The 13,092-nt window shown below is 37.1% G+C and carries 11 protein-coding genes; 6 read left to right on the plus strand and 5 right to left on the minus strand.

The genetic code is table 11. The annotated features are described in order from the left end of the window. The first annotated feature begins 13 nt into the window (after positions 1-13). Entirely contained in the window at positions 14-2,389 is a 2,376-nt protein-coding gene (pbpC, locus tag OLM61_RS10155) for a penicillin-binding protein 1C (protein WP_264526225.1), read from the plus strand. Between the two features lie 336 nt (positions 2,390-2,725). On the opposite strand, the gene OLM61_RS10160 is transcribed toward pbpC, so the two are convergent. Together OLM61_RS10160 and OLM61_RS10165 are read right to left on the minus strand one after the other, a co-directional pair. Continuing rightward, on the minus strand, positions 2,726-4,270 hold the full coding sequence (locus OLM61_RS10160) for a ribonuclease E/G (protein ID WP_202702537.1): 1,545 nt from the start codon (positions 4,268-4,270) through the stop codon (positions 2,726-2,728). Between the two features lie 423 nt (positions 4,271-4,693). After that, positions 4,694-4,984, minus strand: a complete 291-nt coding sequence (locus OLM61_RS10165; RefSeq protein ID WP_007805026.1) for an HU family DNA-binding protein — start codon at positions 4,982-4,984, stop codon at positions 4,694-4,696. Positions 4,985-5,124: 140 nt separating this feature from the next. Between OLM61_RS10165 and mutY the strand changes: the two genes are divergently transcribed. From mutY to gldD, 4 genes are read left to right on the plus strand one after another with little or no spacing between them, the layout of a single operon-like run. Continuing rightward, positions 5,125-6,171 (plus strand): A/G-specific adenine glycosylase, encoded by a 1,047-nt coding sequence (mutY, locus tag OLM61_RS10170; RefSeq protein WP_264526226.1) that lies wholly within the window; start codon positions 5,125-5,127, stop codon positions 6,169-6,171. A gap of 38 nt (positions 6,172-6,209) precedes the next feature. Then, complete coding sequence (locus tag OLM61_RS10175; RefSeq protein WP_264526227.1) at positions 6,210-6,650, plus strand: single-stranded DNA-binding protein; 441 nt, start codon at positions 6,210-6,212, stop codon at positions 6,648-6,650. A 23-nt stretch (positions 6,651-6,673) separates the two neighbouring features. Further along, on the plus strand, positions 6,674-7,969 hold the full coding sequence (locus OLM61_RS10180) for a gliding motility-associated protein GldE (RefSeq protein WP_264526228.1): 1,296 nt from the start codon (positions 6,674-6,676) through the stop codon (positions 7,967-7,969). A gap of 2 nt (positions 7,970-7,971) precedes the next feature. After that, a complete protein-coding gene (gene gldD, locus OLM61_RS10185; protein ID WP_263362619.1) occupies positions 7,972-8,532 on the plus strand; it encodes a gliding motility lipoprotein GldD in 561 nt (186 codons plus the stop codon). A gap of 113 nt (positions 8,533-8,645) precedes the next feature. On the opposite strand, the gene OLM61_RS10190 is transcribed toward gldD, so the two are convergent. Continuing rightward, positions 8,646-9,107 carry a VOC family protein gene (locus tag OLM61_RS10190; protein ID WP_264526229.1) on the minus strand — a complete coding sequence of 154 codons (462 nt, stop codon included), beginning with the start codon at positions 9,105-9,107 and terminating at the stop codon, positions 8,646-8,648. A 114-nt stretch (positions 9,108-9,221) separates the two neighbouring features. Next, the gene (locus OLM61_RS10195; protein WP_173964262.1) at positions 9,222-9,599 is read right to left on the minus strand and encodes a heavy-metal-associated domain-containing protein; all 378 of its coding nucleotides are present in this window, start codon (positions 9,597-9,599) and stop codon (positions 9,222-9,224) included. A gap of 101 nt (positions 9,600-9,700) precedes the next feature. On the opposite strand from OLM61_RS10195, the gene OLM61_RS10200 reads away from it, so the two are divergent. Next, positions 9,701-10,567: a DMT family transporter gene (locus OLM61_RS10200; protein ID WP_264526230.1), complete on the plus strand. Its 867-nt coding sequence runs from the start codon at positions 9,701-9,703 to the stop codon at positions 10,565-10,567. 475 nt (positions 10,568-11,042) lie between these two features. Here the strand turns inward: OLM61_RS10200 and OLM61_RS10205 are convergent, their stop codons facing one another. Continuing rightward, positions 11,043-13,091, minus strand: a complete 2,049-nt coding sequence (locus OLM61_RS10205) for a M16 family metallopeptidase (protein WP_264526231.1) — start codon at positions 13,089-13,091, stop codon at positions 11,043-11,045. Position 13,092: the final 1 nt, after the last annotated feature.

Genomic DNA, 13,092 nt, shown 5'->3' on the forward strand with positions numbered 1-13,092 from the left:
TCATTACTAAACTTTGAAAAATAGATTAATAGCGTTCATACAACGCATTATAAATTGGATTAAAAAGAATAAAATAAAATCAGCAATTGCATTTGTGCTCTTGCTGATTTATTATTTCTCTATACCCCGAACGTTGTTTAAAGAGCCGTACTCAACGGTTATTGAAAGTAAAGAAGGAGAACTGCTTGGTGCTAAAATCGCCCGTGACGGACAATGGCGTTTTCCGGCACAGGACAGCGTACCCGATAAATTCAAGAAATGCATTGTTTATTTTGAAGACGAGTACTTTTATAAACATCCCGGTTTTAACCCAGTTGCGATGGTAAATGCGATCAAGCAAAACCGAAAAGCAGGAAAAGTAGTTCGTGGCGGAAGTACACTGACACAGCAGGTAATCCGATTGTCCCGAAAAGGAAAAGGAAGAACTTATTTTGAAAAACTGATCGAAATGATTCTCGCAACCCGATTGGAATTGGGCTATTCTAAGAATGAAATTCTCGAATTGTATGCGGCTCATGCTCCGTTTGGAGGAAATGTGGTCGGACTTGAAATGGCCGCGTGGCGTTATTTTGGTGTGCAATCCAATCAATTGTCGTGGGCAGAAAATGCGACACTGGCAGTTTTACCCAATGCGCCAAGTTTGATTTATCCGGGTAAAAATCAAATAAAATTATTGAACAAACGAAACAGGCTTTTGCTGAAATTACACCAGGAAGGCGTAATTGACAAGCAAACCTATGAACTTGCCGTTGAGGAACCTTTGCCGCAAAAACCATACGATTTGCCTCAAATAGCCCCGCATTTGTTACAAAGAGTGGCTAAAAACGAGGAAGGAACCAGGGTGAAAACAACAATTGATTATGCTTTGCAAAACAGAGTCAATCAAATTGCGAGATACTATTACAATCAGTACAAGCAGAATGAAGTGCATAATCTGGCGATTCTGGTAATTGATGTTTCCAATAGAAATGTAATCAGCTACGTTGGTAATGCTCCAACGGATAAAGACCATCAAAAAGATGTTGATATTATCGATGCGCCAAGAAGTACCGGAAGTATCCTGAAACCCCTTTTATATGCCGGAATGCTGGACGATGGCGAATTACTGCCCAACACTTTGATTGCCGACGTACCAACACAGATTGCAGGTTACACACCGCAAAATTTCAATCTGACCTTTGATGGCGCGGTACCGGCGCATCGGGCTTTATCGCGCTCGCTGAACATTCCGTCGGTTTTAATGCTGCAGGAGTTTGGAGTCAATAAGTTTTATGAAGAACTGCAAAAGTTTAAATTGCGCGACATTAATAAAACTCCGGATCATTACGGCTTATCGCTTATTTTGGGAGGAGCCGAAAGTAATTTGTGGGATTTATGCCGAACCTATGCAAATCTGTCTTCTACCTTAAATTATTATGTTAAGAATCAGGCACAATACCGAACGAATGAATTTACAGAGTTAAATTACAAGAACGATTTTGAGCCCGATTTTGGCTCAGAAAGTGATCAGAAGAACATCTTGGGTGCCGGATCAATTTGGGCGGCTTACAATGCCATGGAAGAGGTCAATAGACCGGAAGGAGATGAAGCCTGGAAGTTTTACGACAGCTCTCTTAAAATTGCCTGGAAAACCGGGACCAGTTTTGGTAATCGTGATGCCTGGGCAATTGGTACAAATTCAAAATATGTGGTAGGAATCTGGGTTGGAAATGCAACAGGCGAGGGCCGACCTACTTTAACGGGAGTCACAAGCGCAGCACCGGTTTTGTTTGATGTTTTTAATTTACTGCCAAGGCAAAAATGGTTTCAAACGCCTTATAAGGATTTGGAAGAAGTTGAGGTGTGCCGTTTGAGTGGTTACTTAGCCAAAGACGGTTGTCCAAAAATGAAACAATGGGTTCCCAAAAAAGGAAAATCGACAGCCGTTTGTCCGTACCATAAAACTGTTCATTTGGATCGTGCAGAACAATTTCAGGTGAATAGCAGCTGTGAAAACATTGATAACATAGTGACTAAAAACTGGTTTGTTTTGCCTCCGGTTATGGCTTGGTATTACAAGAGTCAGCATATCGAATACCTGCCGCTGCCTCCGTTTAAAGAGGGCTGTCAGGGTACACAAACCACAACAATGGATTTTATTTATCCGAAGACCAACGGCAAAATTTATTTAACGAAGAATTTTAATAGCGAAGTTCAGCCTGTAATCCTGAAAGTAGCCTATTCGGAGAGGGATAAAGAGCTCTTTTGGTATGTGGATGACGTTTATAAAGCAACCACAAAAACGTTTCATGAACTGCCTGTTACTCCAACTTCAGGAACACATTACATTACAGTTGTAGATGCATTTGGCAATGAAATTAGAAGAAAAATCGAGATTGTGAGGGAATAAGCGAGTATAAATTCCAATTTTTAAATTCCAAACTCCAAACTGTTTGTTGTTTGTTTAATGAATTTTTAAACAAGTGCTATGTTAGGCTTCGACTTCGCTCAGGCAGACATAGCACTTGTCATTTCGACCGTAGGGAGAAATCACGCACGAGACTCGACAAAGATTGGCGACTTTAGGGACGGAATTTCTTATGTGATTTCTCCCTTCGGTCGAAATGAAAGAAAAAAACTTCTTATTAATTCGTGAATTGCTTCGCCTGTTCGCTATCGCTCGAGTCGTGGCGAAAAAAAAAAGGCATAAAAAAACCGCCAGTCTTTCGAAAGGCGGTTTTGATTTTTATTCTGAAATAACATTTCCTTTTTTATCATAGAAATGGTATTCTAAGTACGTGTAAGCGTCACGAGGTATGATTTTCACCCATTTCTTATGTTCAAAAAACCATTTTGAACGTAATGATGGAAAACCTTTACTGAGGTATGCAGCCACAAACGGATGTACGTTAAGCACAACACTTTTGTGGGTTTTTAGAATTCTATCTAAATCAGATGAGATTTTATCAATGATTAAAATTGGCGCTTCAATTTCGCCATGCTCATTGTTTGGATCTTCTTCTCTGGTTTTAATATTAACTTCTGGTCTTACGCGTTGTCTGGTAATCTGAACTAAACCAAATTTACTAGGCGGTAAGATTTTATGCTTTGCTTTATCGTCGCTCATTTCTTCTCGCAAGAAGTCGAACAAAACCTTCCTGTTTTCAGGATTAGACATATCGATAAAATCAACTACGATTATTCCACCCATATCACGCAAACGAAGTTGTCTGGCAATTTCGGCAGCGGCAATCATATTCACTTCCATGGCAGTGTCTTCCTGGTTGGTTGCTTTATTCGAACGATTTCCACTATTTACGTCAATAACGTGAAGAGCTTCAGTATGTTCGATGATAAGATAAGCACCTTTACTCATGGAGACGGTTCTTCCAAATGAAGTTTTGATTTGTCTCTCTATATTGTATTTCTCAAAAATTGGAGTGTCATTTGATTGATAAAACTTAACAATCGATTGTTTTGAAGGTGCAATTTCTTGCAGATATTCCTTCGTTTGATGGTACAACTCTTCGTCATCTATTTGAATACCGCTAAAGGTATCGTTGAATACATCTCTTAATATCGAAGAAGCTCTGTTGAGCTCTCCTAATACTTTTGAGGGATGATGAGCAGTTGGTAATTTTTTACACATTGCAGTCCATCTGCCAAGCAGGTTCTGCAAATCTTTTTCTAATTCGGCTACGTTTTTGCCTTCGGCTACTGTGCGAACAATAACACCAAATCCTTTAGGTTTGATCGATAGAACAAGTTTTTTTAGACGATCCTTTTCCTTTTTGTCCTCTATTTTTTGAGAAATAGAAACACGGTCAGAAAACGGAACGAGAACAATAAATCTTCCAGCCAATGAAAGCTCAGCGCTTATTCTTGGACCTTTGGTCGATATAGGTTCTTTTACAACTTGAACTAAAACAGATTGATTGGCACTTAAAATATCAGTAATGATGCCATCTTTGTCAATCTCTTTTTCAAACTGAAAGGTTTTTAGGGAGAAATCTTTTATTTTACCTGCGCTTACAAGTTTTATGAATTTCAGTTGAGAAGCTAAGTTAGGTCCTAAATCGTGATAATGTAAAAAAGCATCTTTTTCGAAGCCTACATTTACAAAAGCAGCATTAAGTCCGGCAACTGGTTTTCGTATTTTGGCAATAAAAATATCACCAACTTGAAAATTGCTTTTCTCTTCTTCTTTGTGTAATTCAATTAGTTTTCCATCTTTTAATAAGGCAAAATCTACGGCTTCAGAACTAGATCTAATGATTAATTCTTTATTCACACTGTAAATTTTTATCTGTTTTTTCAGAAAATAGAAGAAAGAGGAAAGGCTAGAGATTTTTAACAAAATCTAAAGTCTAAAATCTAAAGTCTAAAATCTTATTTACAGATGGATTAAACAATATTTTTAACAGGTATTGAACCCGGGAGGGAAAGTTTAAATTTCAATTTTCTAAACTCCAAATTCCAATTGAAAGAAATATTGATTTCTTAAATTTTGGAGTTTGGATTTTATTTTTTGGAATTTTTGAAGTTTCCCAAATTTCAATGAACGTTTAAAAAGAAAAAAGTAGTTTAAAACTACTTTTTCTTCTTGTGACGGTTAGCTCTCGCTCTTTTTTTACGTTTGTGAGTAGCTACCTTATGTCTCTTTCTTTTTTTACCACTTGGCATATCGTGTCGATTTTATAATTAATTAATAGTATTATTTTGCTTCGTTATTTGTTTTTACTCCTTCTACAAAAACTTTTGCAGGTTTAAACGCAGGAATGTTGTGTGCTGGAATCTTGATAGTGGTATTCTTAGAAATGTTTCTACCAGTCTTTTCAGCTCTGGTTTTTACGATAAAACTTCCAAAACCTCTTAGGTAAACATTGTCTCCAGTTTCTAGTGAAGTTTTAACTTCTTCCATAAAAGTTTCTACTGTTGCTTGAACATCTCCTTTTTCAAGACCTAGTTTCTCTGAAATTTTCGCTACGATATCTGCTTTCGTCATTTTCTTTCCTATTTTATTTTATAAATGGTGTACTATTTTTTTGAGTTTGCAAATATAGGAATTAAAAAAATAATTAATCAAGCTAAATCGTTAAATTTTAATTACATAAACATTTACTTTTGTATTCTAAGTATTTTGCAATGAATTTTTCTAACATATTGATAAAATGGTATTTACAAAACAAACGTGATTTGCCATGGCGAAAAACGACCAATCCATACCATATTTGGCTCTCAGAAATTATGTTGCAACAGACGCGAGTTGCGCAGGGAACGCCTTATTTTTTTGCATTTACGAAGGAATTTCCTACTGTATTTGATTTGGCAAATGCTTCGGAAGAGCAGGTTTTGAAACTTTGGCAGGGATTAGGGTATTATTCCCGTGCCCGAAATTTGCATAAAACGGCTCAATATGTCGCAAATGAGCTGAATGGAATTTTTCCTCCTAATTATAAAGAACTTTTAAAATTAAAAGGTGTTGGCGAATATACAGCGGCTGCAATTGCTTCTTTTTCTTATAATGAAGCTGTCCCTGTTGTTGACGGAAATGTATTTAGAGTACTTTCCCGTTATTTTGATATCGAATCGGATATTGCTTCCCCTGCTACTAAAAAAGAATTTACAGAACTGGCACACGAATTAATGCCAAAAGACAATCCTGCTATTTTCAATCAGGCGATAATGGAGTTTGGTGCTTTGCAGTGTGTGCCTAAAAGTCCGGATTGTAATACCTGTGACTTTAATGATAGCTGTGCAGCATTACAAAAGAAAAAGGTCGCTCTTTTGCCGGTGAAGTCGAAGAAAGTTAAAGTAACCAATCGCTTCTTTAATTATCTGATTTTGGAAGATGTTTTAGGAAATACTTTAATTCAGAAAAGAACAGCAAAAGGTATCTGGCATAACTTATATGAGTTTCCTCTTTTGGAAACGACTGAAATTGTAGATTTCGATGTAGTTTCAAAAGCGGTTAAAGACAGTGTTTTTTCGTCCTATACAATTATAGGTATAGAAGATTACGCAGAGAGCACTGTTGTTCATAAACTTTCGCACCAACATTTGCACATACAGTTCTGGAAGGTTAGAATAGAGGGTGTAGTTGAAAATGGATTGAATACCAGTGATTTAAAGGGTTTTCCTTTTCCGATTGTGATTTACAATTTTATCGAAAAGCAGGAAATAATTTGCTAAAAAAAATGTATCTTTGGGTTAAATACCACTAATAAATTATGAACGGAACATTAAACAAAGTGATGTTAATTGGCCATCTGGGCGATGATGTAAAAATGCATTATTTTGATGGAGGAAATTGCATTGGGCGTTTTCAGTTGGCTACAAATGAGGTTTATATCAATAAAACGACCAATGAAAAAATAACTTCAACAGAATGGCACAACCTGGTTGTACGAAACAAAGCGGCCGAAATTTGCGAGAAATACTTGTCGAAAGGAGATAAGATCTATATTGAAGGACGTATCAAATCACGTCAATGGCAAGCAGAAGACGGTACTACAAAATATACGACAGAAATTCAGGTTACGGAGTTTACTTTCTTGACTACCAAAAAAGAAACCGGAAATCATAAACCCAATCAGGATACAGAACCGGCAAAAAACACTAACTTTGACGCGACTAACGAAGGCTTACCTATTAATGATTTGCCTTTTTGATTGTTTAACTAATCTTTTTTAATTTGGACCCGGAGCCCAGTTTGTTTTTTAATACGATACTAGACATCAATTTGATAATTGGTTTTGTCGGAATATTTATTTTGCTTTTTTTATCGGCAATAGTTTCAGGTGCCGAAGTGGCACTTTTCTCTTTGTCTCAAAAAGACATCGACGATGCACTGCAGGAGAACCATTCCAAAGGAAAAATTATTTCCAGCCTTTTAGATAAACCCAAGAAACTTCTGGCGACCTTATTAGTAGCCAATAACTTTTTTAATATTGGAGTTGTTATTCTGTTCTCTTATACAGGACAGAGTATTTTTGCGAATATAGATTCGCCAATCCTTAAGTTTATTCTCGAAATAATACTGGTTACTTCCCTGATCTTACTATTTGGAGAAATACTTCCTAAAGTTTATGCGAGCCGCAACAATGTGAAATTTGCAAAACGCATGGCTTACCCCTTACTTGTTTTGGATAAATTACTGTCGCCAATCAGTTTGCCTATGCGTAGTGTTACGTTATATTTGCACAATAAATTGGGAAAACAGAAAAACAATTTCTCTATCAATCAGCTTTCACAAGCCTTGGAATTGACGGATTCTGAAGGCACATCAAGCGAAGAGCAAAAAATACTGGAAGGCATAGTGTCTTTTGGGAATACCGATACCAAGCAGGTAATGAGTCCGAGGATTGATATTTTTGCGCTGGAGATGTCCGAATCGTTTGCGGGGATTTGCCCAAAAATTATTGAAAAAGGATTTTCGAGAATTCCGGTATATCGTGACAATATTGATCAGATAGAAGGCGTTTTGTTTGTGAAAGATTTACTGCCTCATATTGATAAAGAAGAATTTGACTGGACGTCGTTAATCAGAGAAGCCTTTTTTGTTCCGGAGAATAAGAAACTGGATAATTTGCTTAAAGATTTTCAGAGCCTTAAAAGCCATTTGGCGATTGTAGTTGATGAATACGGAGGAACATCAGGATTGGTTTCGCTGGAAGATGTTATCGAGGAGATTGTGGGGGATATTAGTGACGAGTTTGATGATGAGAACCTCAATTTTTCTCAGATTGATGAAAAGAATTTCCTATTTGAAGGAAAAATAAATCTTAAGGATTTTTACAGAATCGTAGACGTTAATGAAGAAATCTTTGAATCCCGTAAAGGAGAGGCCGAGACACTGGCAGGGTTTATTTTGGAAATTCTGGGTAATTTCCCTAAAAAAGATCAAAAAATAGCGTTTGAAAACTGCGTTTTTACAATAGAAACGGTGGATAAGAAACGTGTAAAACAAATAAAAGTAACAATAGATTAAGAATGCTAAAAAAGACAATTTCGATAGCAACAATTTTACTGGCATTGACGGTTGTAAGCTGTAAAGATGATGTGGTGCCAAAGCCGGCAAGTTTTCTTCGTTTGGATTATCCTGAAGCAAAATATGTAGGTTTTGAAAACAATTGCCCGTTTACTTTTGAAATGAATGAAGGAGCTGTAATTAAAGGAGAGAAAAACTGCGGATTTGCCATTACTTATCCAAAGATGAAAGCTACCATTTATCTGACCTACAAACCAGTTCATGGTGATATTGAAAAACTGCTGAAAGATGCCCAAAAGCTAACCTATGAGCACGTTATCAAGGCCGATGATATCTTAGAACAGCCGTATTTAAACCCCGAAAAAAAGGTTTACGGTATGTTTTATCGTGTAGATGGAAATGCTGCTACAAACTCACAATTTTACGTGACCGACAGTACAAAACATTTTATTACAGGATCGGTTTATTTTTATGCCAAACCTAACTTTGATTCGGTTATGCCGGCTGCGAGTTACATCAGGAATGATATGCAGCGATTAATGGAAACATTAAAATGGAAATAAAAGTCCGTACTTAATTTTATACTACCCCCAAAAAGTGAGATACTGTTTTGGGGTATTTTATTTAAAAGTTTTTTGGTTTAGTATCAAAGTGCTAGGCTTTTGTTATTTGCGCCTCAGGAAGCAGAAAAAGCCTCATTCATAAACTGTTGAAGTCCCGATTCTTCAAGGATTTCAATCGAGAATTCGCCAAAACGTTTCGGAAGCCAGAGGATTTTAACGCCGCTTGGAGAGTTAAGACTTTCTCGTGATAAGGGATTTCCGTTCTCGTCCTCTGGCTGCACGCCTGAATGGATCAATTCGTCAAAAGCAGCTTCGATGTCGGGAGTAGAATAACAATGGCGGTAAATTGTTCCTTCGCCCTTTGTGTCTATTAGATTTTTTAGATTTCCGGAAAAAGGTTGCACCAGCATAAAACGTTCCTCGCCAATTTTTACAACAGCATAGGTAACATGTAATTCGTCTCTTTCCCAGGTGAATTTTTTTGAGATTTGCGCTCCGAGGATTTTTGCATAATAGTCGCAGGCCGCTTGCAGATCGTTAACTAAGATGTCTATGTGGCTAAATTTAAGTTCCATTATTTTTTAGGGCTGTTTGAAATGATTCATAAAAAAAACAGTAGCAAGCCTGAGTTTACTACTGTTTAAAGATTTATTTTTTGTCAATTCTTTTAGAACTGAATAATCGCCTGATTACGATTTGATATCTAAAACTTTATACGTTTTGCCGTCTCCGGTTGCCTGAACTGTTTTGGTTAAATTTTCCTGGTTTTGAACTGTTTTATCAAATACCACAGTCGCTGTTTTTTTCTCAAAATCAACCGTTGCTTTTTCTACACCGTCCAGATTCGATAATTCTTTTTCGATCGTTTTAGCACATCCCATAGCACAAGTCATCCCTTCGATTTTGAAACTTGAAGTCTGCACATTTTCAGCAGCAATAGCTTTGTGTTCTTTAGGAGCTGTGTTCTCCGATTTTATGTTGGCCAGATTTTTATCTTCTTCTTTTTTGCAGCTTACCATTACTAAACCTGCGATGGCGATAGCAGCGATGATTTTTGTGAATTTCATATTATAAGATTTTAATTTGCGAATAATGTTCTTTGCAAAATTAGTAAAAAGGAAGAGGTCAATTCGTAAAATTATTACAAATTTGCAGTAAAATACGATTTATGGAGGCAAAACAATTAAAGTGGGCTTATTTATTGGTACTCTCGCTGATCTGGGGAAGTTCGTTTATCCTCATCAAAAGAGGTTTGGTTGGATTGACAGCGGTTCAGGTGGGTTCGTTCCGAATTATATTTGCAGCTTTGTTTTTGCTGATTGTGGGTTTTAGAAGTTTAAAGAAAATTTCGCGTCGTCAATGGAAATTTGTCGCCATTACTTCTTTCTTCGGGACCTTTATACCGGCTTTTCTTTTTGCGATTGCCGAAACGGAAGTTGACAGTTCAATCGTGGCCATTATGAATTCGCTTACCCCTTTAAATACATTGGTTCTGGGGATACTTGTTTTTGGAATCCAATTTCAGAAAAGGCAGGTTTTGGGTGTTTTTGTGGGTTTGATTGGGTGTTTGCTGCTGGTTTTAAGCGGGGCGTCTTCGCATCCTGGGCAAAATTACTATTATGTTATTCTGGTCGTTATTGCGACGCTTAGTTATGCGATAAATGTCAATTTGATTAAGAAATACTTGTCCGATTTAAATTCACTGAGCATCACCACAGGGAATTTCGCGGTATTACTTATTCCGGCTTTACTTATTTTAAGCACAACCGATTTTTCTCAAAGAATAAGTCTTGAAGCCACGCAGCATTCTATTTTGTTTGTCATGATTTTAGGAGTTCTGGGTACCGGAATTGCCAATGTTTTGTTTTTTAAATTAATACAAATGTCATCGCCGGTGTTTGCAACGTCGGTAACATATTTAATTCCAATCGTGGCATTTTTCTGGGGACTTCTGGACAATGAAATGCTTACACCGATTCAGTTTTTTGGTGCTTTTATTATCCTTATCGGAGTTTATTTATCGGCTAAAAAGTAGGTGTTGTTTGTGAGATGTCTTCTGTGAGATGTTTTCTGTGAAATGTTTTCTGTGAAATGGGAGATGTTTTTTTGTGCATTGACAGTCTTTCTTTGTTTGTGATGAAAACGATTGTCACCCTGAGCGAAGTCGAAGAGGAGGCAAATGGAGCGGGGGGCTTCGACTTCGCTCAGCCTGACAAAGGCTTGTCGCAAAGTTGTCATTTCGACCGAAGGGAGAAATCTTCGCAAGTAGCTCCGCAACGAGTTTACTTATCAGCTGAAAAGTAGCTGTTATTTGTAGATTTATAGCCAGACAACGGTTTGTCGCAAAGTTGTCATTTCGACCGTAGGGAGAAATCACAACAGAAATTCCGTATGGAGTATTGTCAACTATTGTCAATAAAAAAAGCTTTGCCAAAGTGATGAACTTTAACAAAGCTTTTAAAATCTTAGTATCTCAGAACCTTAGTACCTTAGCGCCTCAGCTCCTCAGATTAAAGAAAATCTGCTTCTGAAACTCCTTCGTTAATTTTGATGTCAGACATTTTGATGTCTAATTCAAAACCTACATTTTGAACGATGTTAAAAGGAACTTTTACTCCTTTTACGTCTTTATAATCGTTGAAGTTTGTGATTTGTGTAGTTGCTTTTCCACCTTGCTCACGATCTTTTGATTCGGCTAGTTTAAGGCCTGAAGTAACATCGTAGAAATAAGTTGTTTTACCTTCTTTAATGGCATAAGCATCTTTACCGTTGATAGGCTCGATACGGTCTACTTTTAAGTCGGCTCTTTTTGAAAGCAGAAGTTCCTCAAAAGGTGCAGCACTTGCTTTCATTTCAGCAAGATCAGCTCCTTCAAGGTTTTTGCGTTGTCCTTGTTGTTCGATATAAGCGCCTTTATCGTTTACCACCTGTTTCATTAAATTCATCGGTCCCATGGCTAGAGAAACCATCATTTTTCCTTTTGAATCTAATTTAGAAGTAAATGTTAATGGAGTAGGAGCTTGCGGAACAGTTGTAGATCCTGTCATCGAAAGGGTTTTAACGGCAGCTACTGCTTTTTCTCCCCCAATTGCTTTAAGGTAGTTTTCGAAAACTGTTTTAGCAGTAATTCCGGCTGGAACTTCTTTTTTGGTTACTGGTTTTTCAACAGGATTTCCGTATTTATCAAAATAGAAAATCGGAATTTGAAGTTTCTCTAAACCTGTAATCACGTCAGCTCCTTTTCCGGCAATCACAATTCGCATATTGTCCAGTAAAAAGTATTTGTTGGCAACACGGTAAATGTCGTCAGCGGTTACATTGTTTATAGTTTGGATGTATTTTTCGTAGAAATCAGCTGGAAGTTTTTCTGTTTCAATGTTTAAGGCATATTGTGCAACGGTTTGCGGTTTTTCAATCTGCATTACAAAACGTCCGATATATCCGGCTTTTACATTCTTCAAAATGTCTTCAGAAACTTTCTCCGTTCTGATTCTTTTGATTTCTTTAATAAATTGAACTACTGCACTATCCGTTACGGTGTTTCTTACGGCCGAAGAGGCTCTGAATTTGGTTACATACTTTCCGCTTCCAATGCTGGAGCGAGCACCGTAGGTCCAGGCATGTTTCTCACGTAAATTCATGTTTAGGTAACTGTTGAAATCACCTCCTAAAATTTGATTTGCGATTACAGCAGGAAAGAAATCAGGATCGCTCATTTTTAAATTCACGGTATTTACCAATGAAATTTCAGATTGAACTGCATTCGGAACATCAACAAAATCAATTTGAAGTTTAGAAGCGTTCGCCGGAGCAGGGTAAGTGTTTTTTGGAGCGGCTTGTTTTTTCCACCCGTTAAAAAGTTTTTCTACCGCAGCTTTTGTTTCTTTAAATTTAACATCACCTATGATAACTAAATAAGCATTTTCAGGAACAAAGTGAGTGGCATAATTGGACTGAACATCAGTAAGAGTTACATTTTTTACGGTTTCCTCTGAAAGATATTCTCCTGATGGATGGTTTTTTCCAAAAGCTAAAACGTCAACAACTCTGTTGGCAATTGCCGGAACGCTTTTTTCGTCGGCTTTAAGTCCTTCGATTAATTTTGCTTTTTCCTTATCAAATTCTGCCTGAGTGAAATTCGGCTGTAATGTTCCTTCGGCTAAAAGTTCTAAAATACGTCCGGAATATTTAGAAAGCGAACTTGCGGAAGCTCCTGAAGAAGAGAAGTTAATGTTTGCTCCGTAAAAATCGATTTCTTCATTGAAAGCTTCTTTGGTTGTTTTCTTTGTTCCGTTACCAATCAAACTGCTTGTCAGATCATCAACACCTTTTTTGTTTCCTTCTGTAAAAGGAGCATTGTCCAGTGTCAGGTTAAAACTTACTCGGGGTAATTTATGATTTTCAACTACCAAAACCTTCATCCCGTTTGCCAAAACAAAAGTTTGTGGTTTCTTGATGTTGACTACAGGCGAGTTGCCTGGTTTCGGTTGTGGACGGTCTTGTGCTTGCATAATTCCAGTTAGGAATAAAAGGATTAAAAATGTATGTATTTTTTTCATG

It is taken from the genome of Flavobacterium sp. N502536 (genome assembly GCF_025947345.1).
Classification (GTDB): Bacteria; Bacteroidota; Bacteroidia; order Flavobacteriales; family Flavobacteriaceae; genus Flavobacterium.